Source organism: Enterococcus sp. AZ179, from assembly GCF_050498885.1.
Classification (GTDB): Bacteria; Bacillota; Bacilli; order Lactobacillales; family Enterococcaceae; genus Enterococcus_D; species Enterococcus_D entomosocium.
Genome location: NZ_JBMHEO010000001.1, coordinates 210,443 through 224,859, shown reverse-complemented (window position 1 = coordinate 224,859; position 14,417 = coordinate 210,443). Strand labels below are relative to the sequence as shown.

Sequence of the window (14,417 nt, the reverse complement as noted above, 5' to 3'; positions counted from 1 at the left end):
CGACTATTTCAATGTACAAAGAGAAATTCATTGAAAAATCAATCTTTCGACTTAGAAAACATTCAATTATCAATAATAGACTACGTCAAAGCTAGTACGTTCTTTAATGGTATCATCTGGTTGGATGTCGATTTGGTTCACTTTTCCAGCGGGAGAAGGAGAATCTTTCACTCCGGCAACAAAGGCATCGATGATTTTTTCATCTCCCATCGCTTCAATCGAAACAGAACCATCTGCCTCATTTTTTACAGATCCTGTGACCCCTAACTGATCGGCAAGCATTTTCGTGGTATAACGAAAGCCGACACCTTGGACACGCCCTTGAACATGGATTCGTAGTTTCTTCATGGACAATCCCTCCTCTGCTTATAATGATAGCGTTTTTTCAGTAAAAGAACAAGTTAGATCGATTGACTCATGCTATAATAAATTGAGGTGACCACATGAAAGAAATTCAATCGAAAAAAAATACCTTTATCAAGGAAATCAAAAAACTAACACAAAAAAAACACCGTACACAGACCAATACGTATTTGATCGATGGCTGGCATTTAGTGCAAGAAGCGCTGCAGGCCAAAGTACCTATCAAAGCGTTGTTGGTGACACCGCGAGGGTTAAGCGAAGCCAACGGGCAGCTCGATGATTATCAGGAAGAAAGCTATTTGATCACAGAGGAGATCGCAGCGATGCTTTCTGATTTACCAACACCACAAGGAATTTTTGCCGTGGTGGAAAAGCAAGAGCAAAACTTACAGACACTGACGGGTAATTGGTTGATTTTAGATAATGTGCAAGATCCCGGGAACGTTGGTACCATGATTCGAACAGCGGATGCTGCTGGATTTAGCGGGGTGTTTCTCGGCGAAGGAACAGCAGATCTTTACAGCACAAAAGTCTTGCGCAGCATGCAAGGAAGCAACTATCATTTACCGATTTTAGAAGGAGCGATCCCGCCATTTCTAAAGCAGCTACGCTCAGCTGGCGTGACGATTTATGGCACCGAATTAAATAAAAAAGCCGTTCCTTATACCGAGCTTCCTAAAGAACAAACAGCTGCCTTCATTTTAGGTAACGAGGGACAAGGGGTCCACCCAGAACTGTTGGCTTTGACTGACAAAAATGTGTATATTCCCATCTATGGTCAGGCGGAATCATTGAACGTCGCCATTGCAGCCGGAATTTTGATGTATTTTTCTGTCAGTTAGATTTTTAAGGAACTGTTAAACTATTTGAATCTATTGCACCTCACCTAGAATCTTCGATGAATAGGTGCTATACTTTGTCTTGTAACAATCAAGCAGATCAAAAAAAGGTGGCAGACAAAAATTTATGACAGAAAAATGGCAAGAAGATAGCGAATATATGTCTTACGTGGCTGACCTGTTAGAAACAGAAGCTGTAAAAAAATTAGCCAACTTTGTGCAGCATATGAACTCCACACGTTTGGAACATTCGATCAGCGTCTCTTATTATAGTTACAAATTGGCCAAGAAATGGGGCGGCGATGCTCGTGCAACAGCTCGTGCAGGACTCCTTCATGATTTATTCTACTATGACTGGCGTACCACAAAGTTTGATGAAGGTACCCATGCGTATATGCATCCACGAATTGCAGTAAAAAATGCTGAAAAAATCACTGAACTAAGTGATCTAGAAAAAGATATCATCTTGAAACATATGTGGGGAGCAACGATTGCGCCGCCACGTTATAAAGAAAGCTATATTGTCACAATGGTTGACAAATATTGTGCGATCAAAGAAGCATCAGAACCACTTACAGAAAGTATGAAAGAAAAATGGCAACAACGTTTCTGGAAGAAACATCGTACGATTCAATAAGAAAAAAGTTCTTCGAACCAGCCGGTTCAAAGAACTTTTTTTGTTTGCTTAGCCAAAAATAAGTTGGAGGATCGCTGCGCCTACATAAAGGATCAGTAAGGTGATCAATACCGTTAAGTGTCGTCTTTTGTGCATAAAAAGGATCGCTACGAATTCTCGTAAGAAGGCATTTGGTAAATAGTAAAAGGCGGTGGGTGCTCCGATACCATCCGCTTTAAGTTGTGCTTGATCTGCATAGAGACCGGCACGAAAAATATGGTAATTGTTGGAGGAAAAAATAACTTTGTAGCCATTTGGCTTTAAGGAATCCATGATTTCTTTCGAAAACTTCATGTTTTCATAAGTAGTCGTGGAATTTGTTTCTACTAAAATCTCTCCTTCGGGCACTCCTTGCGCAACTGCATATTCTTTCATCGCGACAGCTTCTGGCAGCTTTTCATCGCTTCCTTGGCCGCCTGACATCAGTAACCGAGGAGCGGTTTTTTTCGCTTTAAATTGCGCTTCGTAGAACGAGATTGCTTTATTGATACGCTTGGCCAATAAAGGGGAGACCGTGGTGCCATTCAAAAGACCTGCTCCTAAGACGATGATAAAATCTTGATTGTAACGAGGATGATTGAACTGATAAATGACTGAAATCGATAAAAAGTTCAAAAAGACCACAAATAGATACATCAGACTTAGGGGAACAACGCCGAATAAGGTTCGGATCCAATCCGGGAAAAAGTGCAAAAGGGTATCTGAAAATAATAAAACGGTCAAAACCACTGCTAAGATCAGGGTCAATAGATTGGCGATTGATCGCGACTCTCTTCGTAAAACAATAATGGAATTCCAGTAAAGAAAGACCACGAGAATGGCTAAGCCGAATAATAATACAGCGAAGAAGATCGCTAGCAAAACAGCCAATAGACCACCTACAAGAATATCTTGTGTTCGGTATAGATTAATGACTAGGTAGCCACCAAATGCTAAGACAAACAAATTAAAGAGCAAGCCATTTACGAGTCGGTGCTTGTTGCGCCGATAAGAAAATAAAAAAAGGCCGGCGAAGGCGACTGGTATTAGAATAAAGAAACTGCCTGTCCGTAATTCTGAGACGGCTAAATAAATCAGCAGGGCTAAAATCGTCCAACAGCACTCAAAAAAGAAAATATCTGGCTCATCTTTATTCTTGCGCCACTTTTGAACGACGATCACACCCGTCAAATAGCTGATGGCAAAAATCAGCAATTGCGTAAAATCCATGTTTTTCACTCCTTTAACGATACACCTAGTATACCGAAAAATGACAAAAATTGCTTGTTGCTAAGGTCAAAGTTGCTGAATTTCTTGCAATTCGCTAAAATGAAGAAAAGAAGGAGGAAGGAACATGCAATTAGGTGAAGTGATTCGCGTTGAACGGCCCGCTTTTTATGTGATCGGAAAAGAAGGCAAGGGATTAGCGGAAGAAGGAGCTTCTTGGGTACCAGCGCTATGGGAACTTGCAACAAAGGATTTTGAAGAGATCGAATTTCTAGTGAGCGATCAAAAGGCAGAAGAACTGGAATTTTGGGGCTTAATGAGTGATGGCACTAATTGGTTAGAGCCTTGGCAAGAAACCGGCCGTTATTTGGCAGGCGTTCAAGTCCATACAGAAAATTTTCCTCCCGTCGGTTGGGTTCGTTGGGAAATGCCCGCAATGACCTATCTCGTTGTAAAAACGGATGAAAAAAACTTGACCATGATGACTGAAAAAATGTTGATCGAAGTTTTACCAGAAAATAACGTCCACTTGTCAGCAGCGATCCAAGAAAGATATCTTCCTCATTTTAAAGAAGGGGAAGTTGAATTGTTTTTCCCTGTTGAGCCTTTGGCAGCAGCAACGGTGGAAACGGTAGAATAAAAAAAATCTGTCCGAGAAGCAATCTTTGCTCAGGACAGATTTTTTCTTTGGTTTGGATTAAAAAAGATTCTCGAAAAAGGTAGACACACCGCGCCAAGCACGAACAAAGATGTTGGCTTTTTCTACCGTTTGTGTTGTGACCAATCCTGCAGTTTCGTCATGATCAGAAGCATCAATATAACCAAGCGTATCAGCTGGAATCGAAGCACTTACAGTACCGACTTCTGTGCCCTCAGTCAATGGCGCTTGCAGGGCAGAATCACGATAATGCTCATTAAAGTCAATGGTTGTTTCAAAGGCTGTTGCATCCATATCTCCACGTACCCATAAGGTCAAACCTTGATTTAAGGCAACGGGAACACTCAATTCTTTCCCATCTTTGACTGCCACCGTCTGTGTATCTTCTAACTGTGCATTTTCTGGTAGAATTTCTACTTGTTCCCAAGCATCGAAGGAGTAGTCCATCAACCGACCTGTTTCGATAAAACGTACGCTTGGATTTTCCGCATGACCATTGACGTTTAGCACGACGGTGATAATTCGTTGACCATCCTTGACGGCGGTTCCGACAAAGCAGGCGCCTGCCATATCTGTCGTACCAGTCTTAAGACCGTCAACCCCATCTTTAGTATTCGTAAAGCCTGGAAGCATCCAGTTCCAATTGACCATCTCGACAGGCGAATAGGAACCTTCGCCAAATTGTTTGGTGGAAAGACTTGTTACTTCTAAAACGTCTGGAAAGTCTTGCAGCAAATGGCGAGCAATCAGGGCGACATCTTTTGCGGATAGTTCGTTTTCGTCAGTGGAAGTTGACCCGGGATAGATATTGTCCCCTAAATAAGTATTGTTCAAGCCAGAAGCATTAACGATCTTTGCATCGGTAATGCCCCATGATTGCACTTTTTCTTGCATTTGATCAACAAAGGCACTTTCAGACCCAGCAATCAGCTCCGCGAGCGCTACGATTGCAGCATTTGCAGATTGGATATAACTGGCATCATACAAATCTTTTACTGTATAGGTAACGTCTTGATGCAAAGGGACATTCGATAAGTTTGGCGACACGCTGAGATTCGCGGCATAATCTGAAATAGGGACAGGATCATCCCAAGCGATGGTTCCTTGCTCTACTTGCTCAGCTACAAGGTAGAGACTGATGATCTTGGTGATGGAGGCGATGCCCATGGCGGTCTCACCATCTTGATCATACAACACTTTGCCTGTGTCAAAATCAATGGAGTAAGCGGCTTTTGCATCGACTGAAAAATCTTGGATCTCTTCGGCGCTCATAGCTGTATCATCAGCATACGAAACGACGGGTAAGCCGGCAGCAGCAAAGAGGATTGCCAAAGCAGCAACGATGGAATACCCGAACTTGGTTATTTTCTGCATATATGTAGTAGCTCCTTTAAAGTTGTATCTAAGCAAAAATTTTAACAAAGAGTATCCACCGTTGCAATACTCTAAGAGAAAACTTAGCATTTAATTGCGTAAGACCGATCCCTCAGTAGACAAACTGAGACGTTACGTGACTAAGGTTGTTTACTGTAAATAATAGCTAACAAAAAAACTTACCTTCCTATAAAATAGAAGGCAAGTTTTTGTGAATTGACCTAGGGTCAAACTGATTCACTTAGCGACGATTGGAATGGATTCTCGGGTTTTGGTTTTGGACTCTGACGGGAACTTTCACCGCCTTCGTTTCTTGTTGCATAGCCAATTTTGCTAAAAAGAATGTCCCAGCTAACAATGCAGCTAAAGCAAAGATGGAAAAGAGTGAAATAAAGGTCGTTAACATAAAAATCCCTTCTTTCTATTTAAAATAAATGTGGAAGGTAGGAATCGAACCTACACCTTAATCTATGAACGATCAAACATCACTCAACGGAACACCTTGTTCAACCACTTGTTAAGTTAATGATAGCATGGATTGCCAAGAAATGCTGATAAAAAGTCTGAGAATTGACCGAAGAAAATGTGAAGAAAACATGAACTTGTCTTTCTCAGCGATTTTAGATGATTTTTGTCAAAGAATAGTGGCAATCTTCAGCTTCATCATATAAAGTAATGACGGAGCCTTTTTGTTCAAGAACTAAATGATAGCCAAATGTGTCCAGTAAAACTAACCGCATCGGAGTCAATTCAACGATGGAAGCAGTCAAAGGCTTGCCTTCGATGGTCAACGAATAATCATTGGCTATTTCTATCGTGACATCTTCTTTTGTCTTGGAAGTAAAACGCCAATTACCAATGAAATTCTGGCGATTCTCATTTTTTTGTTTTTCTTTTCGCAACAGCAAGGAGCTGACCACGCCCGTTGCAAGAGATAAACCAATCAAAATAGACCTTTTCTTCATTTATACACGTCCTATCATTTACGATTCATCAAGTTGTGCCTTGTGGACAGGTGTCCACTTTTTCGCACTAGAAAATAATTGCCATAAGTATACCATGAGAAGGTAAAAAAGCATGGTACTTTAGTTTGAAGTTTAGAAGTTTTTATCAAAATATGCTATGATTCAAAAGAGCAGGTGAGAAAATGAATTATCCGAATACCCTTTTAGCCACGTTTCTCGTGCGAGACAACCGGTTCATTGCCCGATGTCTCGTTGACGGTCAAGAAGTAATCGTCCATGTAAAAAATACCGGACGAGGAAAAGAGCTCTTGCACAAAGGTGCGCTTGTTACCCTGCAATATTGGGACAATCCGAAACGCAAAACCAATTACGACTTGATCTCAGTCAAGAAACAAGACCAATGGATCAACATCGATAGTCAAGTACCGAATCGTTTAGGCTATGAAGGCCTCTTGGATGGCACGATCCAGTTGCCAAATATCAAAGGGAGAATCGCGCTTTTGCGAAGGGAAGTTGTCTATAGGACATCAAAATTCGACCTTTATTTTGAAACAGATGAACAAGAAAAAGGCTTTTTAGAAATCAAGGGAATGACCCTTGAAAACAAGCAAGTCGGTGCTTTTCCAGATGCACCAACCATTCGTGGCTTGAAACACGTCAATGAATTGATCCATGCCAAAGAAGCTGGCTATTATGCGGCGGTTTTGTTTATGATCCAATTTGAAGCGGTGCAAATCGCCACGATCCATCGACAGATGCAACCGGATCTGGCCACTAAAATCGCTGAAGCGCAAAGCAAGGGTGTCGAAGTGTTTGCCTATAATTGCCAAGTAAACCAAGGGATGATCACGGTCAAAGAACCAATCCCTTTTGATTTGAATGTCGTCTTTGACGACCCTAATCTATAGAAGAAAGAAGGAAAAAACATGATTCATTTAGGAATTATCGGCACAAATTGGATCACCGATCAATTTGTACAAGCAGCCCACGAAACCAAACGCTATCAATTGGTTGCCGTATACTCAAGAAAGTTAGCAACGGCACAACGTTTTGGAGAAAAATATGGGGACATCGAGTATGCGACCGATCTGGACACTTTTTTTGGCTTAGCTCATATGGACACGGTCTACATCGCGTCTCCGAATAGTTTGCACTTTGAACAAGCCAAGCAAGGTATTTTAGCAGGAAAAAATGTCATTGTGGAGAAGCCAGCCTTTTCAACGCCTGAGGAAATGGCGGAGATCATCGAATTGGCAAATCAGCAACAGGTATTATTCTTTGAAGCAGCTCGCAACATCCATGAAGCAAGTTTTTCTACTGTAGCCGAATTCTTACCGACACGCGGTGCCATTCTTGGGGCGACCTTTTCTTATATGAAATATTCGTCTCGTTATGACGCTGTACTAGCTGGGGAGGAACCAAATATTTTTTCTCCACATTTTTCTGGCGGTGCCTTAGCGGATTTGGGCGTCTATCCGATTTATGCGGCGGTCGCTTGGTTTGGCAAACCGCAAGATGTTCATTATTTTGCTCGTAAATTACCGACTGGTGTAGATGGTATCGGGACCGCAGTGTTGCGCTATGCTGACTTTGATGTCACAATCCAAACAGGAAAAATTGCTGATTCAGAGTTGCGTTCAGAAATCTATTTTGAAGACGGTACATTAGACCTAAATGCCGTCAATGCCATCGAAGAAGCCGCGTTTTATGAGCGAAAAACAAAACAAACCCAGGCATTAGCAGTAAGTGCTTTAGAAAACCCGATGATCGAAGAAGCACAAGACTTTGCAGACATCATCGAAAACAAAAATGATCCCCAACAAGGACAGCGGTATGAGGAATGGGTGGAACTTGCTCGCAGTGTCAATGAAACCATCGCTCTTATGCGTAAACAAGCAGGCATCATTTTTGATGCAGATAAAAAATAAGGAATGGAACATTTATGACAGTATTTGAATTGACACAATTGCCAGACATCTGGCAGGAAAAATGGCAGGCGGCAGGGTATCACGCACCGTCCTTGATCCAAGAGAAAACCTTTGGCCCTTTAAAAGATGGTGAGTCTGTCATTGGAGTCTCACCGACCGGTTCTGGTAAAACTTTGGCGTACCTCTTGCCACTGTTAACAAAAGTCGAGGCAAAGCAAGGTAATCAGTTGCTGATTTTGACTTCTTCACAAGAATTAGCGATGCAAGTCACAGAAGTGGCCCGGGAATGGGCCCAAGCCATTGGTTTGACCGTTCTGCCGCTAATTGGTGGCGCAAGTACAAAACGCCAAGTGGAAAAACTGAAAGACAAGCCCGAGGTCTTGATTGGCACCCCAGGCCGAGTGTTAGAATTGATCAAAGCAAAAAAAATCAAGACCCAGCAGTTGCAATCGTTGGTATTAGATGAGGTTGACCAATTATTGAAAGAAGGGGCCTTCACACTGGCTGCCAAGATCAATCAAACATTGCCAAAACAAATCCAGCGTAGTTTCTTTTCAGCAACCGCTAACGAAGTGATTGATGAGATTCGACCATTGGTGACAAAAGAGCCGCTGATCATTGATGTTACCCAAGAAGATCAGAGCAAAGGCGTGATCCATCACTACTATTTGAATTATCCGCAACGACGAATCGTGGATGCTTTAAGGCGCTTTGCTCATTTACCAAGCTTTCAAGCCTTGGTTTTCTTCAATGAATTAAGCGCAATGGGAAATGCAGAAGAAAAACTGCTGTTTCACGGCTTGCCGGTGGCATCATTAGCATCTGACCAAAACAAACTTGCCCGAAAAGGCGCACTGGAGAGCTTCCGTCAAGGAAAACTAGTAGAATTATTGACGACCGATGTCGCCTCTCGCGGCTTAGATGTGGTGGATTTGCCTTATGTCATCAATACGGAAGTCCCGTTAGAAAAAGAATCCTATCTGCACCGGGCAGGACGTGTTGGACGAATGGGCAAAGAAGGAACCGTCGTCACGATCGTTCAAGACCATTCGTTGAAGGATTTGAAAAAAATCGCGAATCAATTGTCCATAGAACTCAAGGAAGTCTATCTGCATGGGGGACAATTACACACAGAAGCACCTGTTATCGAAAAGGAAAGCAAGAAAGAAACGAAAATAGTAAGTGTGCAGAAAATTTCCAAGAAAACATCTGAAAAATTACACACTCCTGTTAAAAAGACCAAGAAAAAGACGAAAAAGCAAAAAGACAAAGGAAAAAGACGCCATTGAGCGTCTTTTTGTGTTACCATTAACGTTGTTTATTATTAGTGTGTAAAAAAATGAGGAGGCTATCGAATGAATTCGCGAAAAGAAGAGATTTTTCAAACGATCGAACTGCATAAGCAAGGGTTGACCGCAGTTGACGTCGCTAAAATCTTACAAATCGATCGCAGCAATGCAAGCCGTTATCTCAGTGAGCTTTATAAAGAAAAGAAAATCGGCAAACGTTCCGGCCGTCCGGTCGTTTATGAGCCATTAGAAGAAACGGTGCATGTGGATGTTTCCTCTGAAGTGAGTTTTGAAAGTCTTGTTGGGGTTCAAGCTTCTTTAAAAGTAAGTATCCAGCAAGCCAAAGCAGCAATTTTATATCCGCCTAGAGGACTCCATACCATTATTTTTGGAGAGACAGGTACCGGTAAATCCTTATTTGCCGAATGTATGTATCACTTTGCGGTTGAATCAAATATGTTAGAAAAAGATGCTCCTTTCGTATCGTTTAATTGTGCGGATTATGCACAAAATCCGCAGTTGTTGTTTGGTCACATCTTTGGCATCAAAAAAGGGGCCTACACAGGTGCTGCAGAAGATAGTCCAGGACTTATGGCAAAAGCCGATGGCGGCATATTGTTCTTGGATGAGATCCATCGACTGCCGCCAGAAGGCCAAGAAATGCTCTTTACCTTCATTGACAAAGGGATCTACCGCCCATTAGGGGAAAGCAACCAAGTTCATGAAGCCGCCGTGCAGATCATTGGTGCCACCACTGAATCATCAGAAACCTTTTTGACGACCTTCAATCGGCGAATTCCCATGGCTATTACTTTGCCAAATGTGGAAAGTCGTTCGCTAGATGAACGGTATGAAATCATTTCCTTGTTTATCAAGCAAGAGGCGACCCGTCTAAATCAGCGGATCGATGTCGAGCGAGATGCGATATTGGCCTTTATGCTCTATGATGCAGAAGGCAACATCGGTCAAATCAAGCGAGACCTGAAACTCGTCTGTGCGAAGGCATTCTTACATTATCGGACCTATGGGAAAAAACACCTCCTGATTCGAAAAGGCGATTGCTCACTGCAAGTTCAAAAAGGGCTGTTGAAGATCAAAGAAATGTCAGAACGCTTGGATCGGTTTTTAGATGGCAAAGGCGACTTTCTGAGTTTCGAACCCGGCGACCCAGATGTTGTCTGGTCTCGTGATCCGCAACGGAATATGCAGGTGTACAATGAGATCGAAGAAAAAGTCAGCACACTGATTGAAACCGGTGTAGCCAATGTTGATTTAGAAAACTTGATCTCTAAGGATGTGGATGCCTACTTTGAAAAATATGTCGAAGAATTGATCCAAAACCCTGTTCATAAAGAGTTGATTCCAGAAGACATTTGGAAACTGACCAATGTTCTTTATGACTTGGCAGGTCAGAGGTTAGATCGAACTTATAGTGAAAAAGCCCGTTTTGCCTTTGCGTTGCATTTGCAAAGTACGCTGGAACGTGTTAAAGAGGGACATATGATCGTTCATCCGGATTTGAACACGATTAGAAAAAACTTAAAATCCGAATTTCAAGTGGCAATGGATTTATCGACGATCATTGAAGAGGAACGTCATGTCGAGATCCCATTTGATGAAATCGGCTTTATCAGTATGTTTTTAGCGATTCAAGTCAAACAGCCTTCGCCATTGCCCCTTGAAAAAATCGAGATCATTGTCTTGATGCATGGCAAGGCAACTGCCAGCAGTATGTTGGAGACAGCCCAAGAGCTGCTGGAGACCGACCATGGCAAGGCAATGAATATGTCTTTGGATATGGAAGTCGGGCAAATGTATGACCAGCTGTTGAATTATATCGATGAAAACAAAGAGAAGATGAGCAATGGCTTATTGCTTTTAACCGATATGGGCTCCCTCAATTCATTTGCGAATTTGATTTCCGAAGAGACGGGGATTCGTACGAAAGCTATTTCGATGGTCAGCACGATGATTGTTTTAGAAGCTTTGCGGATGGCAGAGAGTGGGCGCAGTTTAGAAGATATCTACCAAAACATTCAGCGTTCTTTTGAAACCATCGTACAAGAACAGTTCCGTACGGTTCGTGAAGCAAAAGGAAATAAAAAGGCAGTCATCGTTACTTGCTTTACTGGGGAAGGTGTCGCTGCCAAACTTTATCAACGAATTTATCCCGTCGTCGATCAATCAAAAGTCGAGATCATCCAAATGCAATTTATTGAAAAAGAAACCTTCAAAAAACATATTGACGGCTTGCTAGAAGAATATGAGATCAAAGCTATTGCTGGCACCGTCGAGATCGATTATCAAAACATTCCGTTTTTCTCCGCCTATGATGTTTTTGATGACAATCGCTTGAATGTGCTAAAACGAATCGCTTCAGATGAAGTGCCGATCGAAAAGATCGTGCGTTCATTGGAAAATACGATAACTCATGTTGGGTCCGTCTATCATCTGATCGAAAGCCTGCAACGAATCGTTCATCAGATTCAAAATCAATTGCATGTGATTGTAGAACCAACCGTCGATGCAGGATTAGTCATTCATTTAGCCTTTTTGGTAGAAAGTTTATTGAAGAAGGAGCCTTCCCGTACTTTCGTCAACTTAGCTACTTTTCAAAAACGGTACCGAATTGAAATGGATGTTTTACGAACCCATTTATTACAAATTGAAAAAAATTATCAAATCAAATTTTCTGAAGATGAGATCGCCTATTTAACCCAAATGTTTTTAGAAAACAAAATCAAAAATTATGATGAATCCGCACACAATTTTAGTGTGTAATGAAAAAACTGCGAGTGTGTAAACGAGAAATTGGTTCAGACCATTGATAAATAAAGGTCTGAACTTATTTTTTTTTGGCACGCTTTTTGCTTTATAGTAAAGTGTAACTTACAACAGAAAGGAGCAGATGCGCGATGGCGAAAAAAACGATTATGCTGGTTTGTTCAGCAGGAATGAGTACCAGTCTATTGGTGACAAAAATGCAAAAAGCAGCCGAAGCTAAAGGAATGGAAGCAGATATCTTTGCTGTTTCAGCTTCAGAAGCCGACCAACATTTGGAGTCAAAACCAGTCGATGTTCTATTGTTAGGACCCCAAGTACGTTTCATGAAATCACAATTTGAACAAAAATTAGCACCAAAAGGCATTCCTTTGGACGTGATCAACATGGCAGACTATGGCATGATGAACGGCGAAAAAGTATTGCAACAAGCAGAAACATTAATGAACTAAGATTTTTTAGGATCGAAGTGTAAGGAGGATTTTTAAAGATGGATGAGCAAAATTTGGAAGCCATTATGGGATTGATCATGTATGGTGGTAATGCAAAAAGTGACGCAATGGAAGCAATCGCGGCAGCAAAAGAAGGGAACTTCGAATTAGCTGACCAAAAAATCAAAGATGCTGAAGCATCTCTTGTGGAAGCGCATCATTCGCAAACAGGATTGTTGACACAAGAAGCGCAAGGCAATCATATGACCGTGACATTGTTGACCGTGCATTCACAAGATCACCTAATGACATCAATCGCATTTACCGATTTAGCGAAAGAAATCATTGATGTCTATCGACGTCTAAATAACGAATAATCTTTGAACGGATAGAAGTAGTTATTGTCGATGAATCAAAAAATCTTCTTTGACGAATAGAACTTATAGGAGGAATTAAGAATGGATGGATTAACAAGTTGGATGGAGAGACACATTCTCCCGGTTGCAGCTAAGATTGGTGCGCAAAAGCATTTGGTTGCCTTGCGGGATGCTTTTATCGGAATGATGCCAGCAACGATGGCTGGGGCAATTGCAGTATTATTGAACGCCTTCATGCGTGATTTTCCAAACACTTATCTTGGTGCGGACAATGCAATCACGAAATTTTTCACGCCAGTGATCGCAGTCAATGGTTTAGTTTGGACAGGTACCTTAGCAATTATGGCGGTTATTTTCTCAGCTTCATTCGGTTATAATTTAGCGAAGGCTTACAATGTTGATGCACTATCAGGTGCGTTGGTCTCTTTAGCAGCATTTATTATGGGTATTCCACAATCTGCTTCTCTTTCTTTAGCGTTAGAAGAAGCACTACCAGCAAACGTGGTAGACATGATCAACAGTACAAGTGCTACATCAGGATTTGCAGCAGATGGTTCAACGATCAGCGCTGCAGGCTGGGGCTACTTCCCATTTAGCGCCTATATGGGTGGCTCTGGATTGTTCACGGCAATCATCTTTGGTTTCGTTTCAGTTATTATCTTTGCAAAATTGATGCAAAAAAATATTATTATCAAAATGCCAGATTCAGTGCCACCAGCAGTTTCCCGTGCCTTTGCAGCGATTATCCCTGGGATTGCCGGACTATATGCTTCAGGTTTGATTTACTATCTATTTGAACGCTTTGTCGGTATGCCGATAATTGACTGGATCTCCGAATCGATCCAAAAACCATTATTGGGTCTCTCTCAAGGGTACTTTGCCGTATTTATCATTGTTTTACTTGTCCATGTCTTGTGGTTCTTTGGATTACATGGAACAAATATCATGGGACCTGTTCTACAATCGATCTACGGTGTGGCAATGGTTGAAAATACTAATGCTTATCAATTAGGGGAAGCTGTTCCTTATAAATGGGTAGCAGGTTCATTCGAAGCATTTGTTTGGCCTGGTGGAGCAGGTGTGACTTTAATGCTCTTGATCGCAATCTTGCTATTCTCTAAACGTGCCGACTATAAGACAGTTGGTAAACTAGGGATTGGACCTGGGTTGTTCAATATCAATGAACCAGTAATGTTTGGTCTACCAATCGTGTTAAACCCATTGTTTATCATTCCATTTATTGTTGAACCGTTAGTTACAGCAACGATTGCTTACTTTGCAACAACTTTAGGGTTAGTTGCACCAGTTGTGGTAAATGTGATTTGGGTAATGCCAACGATCCTAAGTGGCTTCTTAGCTACCGGTGGAGACTGGCGTGCGATCATCTTGACAATTATTAATTTGGCTGTAGCTTTATTGATCTGGGCACCATTTATTATTGCTGCCAACAAAATCAATCCAGCAGACCAAGAGAACTAATCAAATAAACTAGATGGGTGGCTTCACCCATCTAGCTATCTTTTTTAGGAG

Annotated in this window: 15 protein-coding genes; 10 read left to right on the top strand and 5 right to left on the bottom strand. The window is 41.7% G+C overall.

Annotated elements, in window-relative coordinates; translation table 11 throughout:
* Nucleotides 1-69: 69 nt before the first annotated feature.
* Nucleotides 70-348, bottom strand: coding sequence for an acylphosphatase (locus IGI88_RS01000; RefSeq protein WP_005236969.1), 279 nt, complete (start codon nt 346-348; stop codon nt 70-72).
* A 95-nt stretch (nt 349-443) separates the two neighbouring features.
* Here IGI88_RS01000 and IGI88_RS00995 point away from each other — a divergent pair, with 95 nt between their 5' ends.
* Entirely contained in the window at nt 444-1,205 is a 762-nt protein-coding gene (locus tag IGI88_RS00995) for a TrmH family RNA methyltransferase (protein ID WP_429960113.1), read from the top strand.
* Between the two features lie 124 nt (nt 1,206-1,329).
* A complete protein-coding gene (locus tag IGI88_RS00990; RefSeq protein ID WP_005236965.1) occupies nt 1,330-1,839 on the top strand; it encodes an HD domain-containing protein in 510 nt (169 codons plus the stop codon).
* 48 nt (nt 1,840-1,887) lie between these two features.
* Here IGI88_RS00990 and IGI88_RS00985 read toward each other — a convergent pair whose 3' ends face one another.
* A complete protein-coding gene (locus IGI88_RS00985) occupies nt 1,888-3,087 on the bottom strand; it encodes a YdcF family protein (protein WP_016621250.1) in 1,200 nt (399 codons plus the stop codon).
* A gap of 124 nt (nt 3,088-3,211) precedes the next feature.
* Here IGI88_RS00985 and IGI88_RS00980 point away from each other — a divergent pair, with 124 nt between their 5' ends.
* Nucleotides 3,212-3,724: a GyrI-like domain-containing protein gene (locus IGI88_RS00980; protein ID WP_086317016.1), complete on the top strand. Its 513-nt coding sequence runs from the start codon at nt 3,212-3,214 to the stop codon at nt 3,722-3,724.
* A 57-nt stretch (nt 3,725-3,781) separates the two neighbouring features.
* Here IGI88_RS00980 and IGI88_RS00975 read toward each other — a convergent pair whose 3' ends face one another.
* The 3 genes from IGI88_RS00975 to IGI88_RS00965 form a co-directional block, all read right to left on the bottom strand.
* Complete coding sequence (locus tag IGI88_RS00975) at nt 3,782-5,116, bottom strand: serine hydrolase (RefSeq protein WP_016621251.1); 1,335 nt, start codon at nt 5,114-5,116, stop codon at nt 3,782-3,784.
* A gap of 241 nt (nt 5,117-5,357) precedes the next feature.
* Nucleotides 5,358-5,522, bottom strand: a complete 165-nt coding sequence (locus tag IGI88_RS00970) for a hypothetical protein (RefSeq protein ID WP_008381128.1) — start codon at nt 5,520-5,522, stop codon at nt 5,358-5,360.
* Between the two features lie 214 nt (nt 5,523-5,736).
* The gene (locus IGI88_RS00965; RefSeq protein ID WP_008381130.1) at nt 5,737-6,081 is read right to left on the bottom strand and encodes a DUF4828 domain-containing protein; all 345 of its coding nucleotides are present in this window, start codon (nt 6,079-6,081) and stop codon (nt 5,737-5,739) included.
* Nucleotides 6,082-6,263: 182 nt separating this feature from the next.
* Here IGI88_RS00965 and sfsA point away from each other — a divergent pair, with 182 nt between their 5' ends.
* From sfsA to IGI88_RS00930, 7 genes are all read left to right on the top strand, one after another.
* Nucleotides 6,264-6,989 carry a DNA/RNA nuclease SfsA gene (gene sfsA / locus IGI88_RS00960; RefSeq protein WP_005236955.1) on the top strand — a complete coding sequence of 242 codons (726 nt, stop codon included), beginning with the start codon at nt 6,264-6,266 and terminating at the stop codon, nt 6,987-6,989.
* Nucleotides 6,990-7,007: 18 nt separating this feature from the next.
* Nucleotides 7,008-8,009, top strand: a complete 1,002-nt coding sequence (locus IGI88_RS00955) for a Gfo/Idh/MocA family protein (protein ID WP_061053924.1) — start codon at nt 7,008-7,010, stop codon at nt 8,007-8,009.
* A gap of 14 nt (nt 8,010-8,023) precedes the next feature.
* Nucleotides 8,024-9,298 carry a DEAD/DEAH box helicase gene (locus IGI88_RS00950; protein WP_008381137.1) on the top strand — a complete coding sequence of 425 codons (1,275 nt, stop codon included), beginning with the start codon at nt 8,024-8,026 and terminating at the stop codon, nt 9,296-9,298.
* A gap of 66 nt (nt 9,299-9,364) precedes the next feature.
* Nucleotides 9,365-12,079, top strand: a complete 2,715-nt coding sequence (locus IGI88_RS00945; RefSeq protein WP_301389321.1) for a sigma 54-interacting transcriptional regulator — start codon at nt 9,365-9,367, stop codon at nt 12,077-12,079.
* A 134-nt stretch (nt 12,080-12,213) separates the two neighbouring features.
* A complete protein-coding gene (locus IGI88_RS00940) occupies nt 12,214-12,531 on the top strand; it encodes a PTS sugar transporter subunit IIB (RefSeq protein ID WP_005229471.1) in 318 nt (105 codons plus the stop codon).
* Between the two features lie 38 nt (nt 12,532-12,569).
* The gene (locus IGI88_RS00935) at nt 12,570-12,887 is read left to right on the top strand and encodes a PTS lactose/cellobiose transporter subunit IIA (RefSeq protein WP_005236949.1); all 318 of its coding nucleotides are present in this window, start codon (nt 12,570-12,572) and stop codon (nt 12,885-12,887) included.
* An 81-nt stretch (nt 12,888-12,968) separates the two neighbouring features.
* A complete protein-coding gene (locus IGI88_RS00930; RefSeq protein WP_429969515.1) occupies nt 12,969-14,366 on the top strand; it encodes a PTS sugar transporter subunit IIC in 1,398 nt (465 codons plus the stop codon).
* Nucleotides 14,367-14,417 lie beyond the last annotated feature (51 nt).

Coding starts and splice junctions, on each gene's coding strand:
- IGI88_RS01000 (WP_005236969.1), bottom strand. CDS start 348: ATGAAGAAACTACGAATCCATGTTCAAGGGCGTGTCCAAGGTGTCGGC.
- IGI88_RS00995 (WP_429960113.1), top strand. CDS start 444: ATGAAAGAAATTCAATCGAAAAAAAATACCTTTATCAAGGAAATCAAA.
- IGI88_RS00990 (WP_005236965.1), top strand. CDS start 1,330: ATGACAGAAAAATGGCAAGAAGATAGCGAATATATGTCTTACGTGGCT.
- IGI88_RS00985 (WP_016621250.1), bottom strand. CDS start 3,087: ATGGATTTTACGCAATTGCTGATTTTTGCCATCAGCTATTTGACGGGT.
- IGI88_RS00980 (WP_086317016.1), top strand. CDS start 3,212: ATGCAATTAGGTGAAGTGATTCGCGTTGAACGGCCCGCTTTTTATGTG.
- IGI88_RS00975 (WP_016621251.1), bottom strand. CDS start 5,116: ATGCAGAAAATAACCAAGTTCGGGTATTCCATCGTTGCTGCTTTGGCA.
- IGI88_RS00970 (WP_008381128.1), bottom strand. CDS start 5,522: ATGTTAACGACCTTTATTTCACTCTTTTCCATCTTTGCTTTAGCTGCA.
- IGI88_RS00965 (WP_008381130.1), bottom strand. CDS start 6,081: ATGAAGAAAAGGTCTATTTTGATTGGTTTATCTCTTGCAACGGGCGTG.
- sfsA (WP_005236955.1), top strand. CDS start 6,264: ATGAATTATCCGAATACCCTTTTAGCCACGTTTCTCGTGCGAGACAAC.
- IGI88_RS00955 (WP_061053924.1), top strand. CDS start 7,008: ATGATTCATTTAGGAATTATCGGCACAAATTGGATCACCGATCAATTT.
- IGI88_RS00950 (WP_008381137.1), top strand. CDS start 8,024: ATGACAGTATTTGAATTGACACAATTGCCAGACATCTGGCAGGAAAAA.
- IGI88_RS00945 (WP_301389321.1), top strand. CDS start 9,365: ATGAATTCGCGAAAAGAAGAGATTTTTCAAACGATCGAACTGCATAAG.
- IGI88_RS00940 (WP_005229471.1), top strand. CDS start 12,214: ATGGCGAAAAAAACGATTATGCTGGTTTGTTCAGCAGGAATGAGTACC.
- IGI88_RS00935 (WP_005236949.1), top strand. CDS start 12,570: ATGGATGAGCAAAATTTGGAAGCCATTATGGGATTGATCATGTATGGT.
- IGI88_RS00930 (WP_429969515.1), top strand. CDS start 12,969: ATGGATGGATTAACAAGTTGGATGGAGAGACACATTCTCCCGGTTGCA.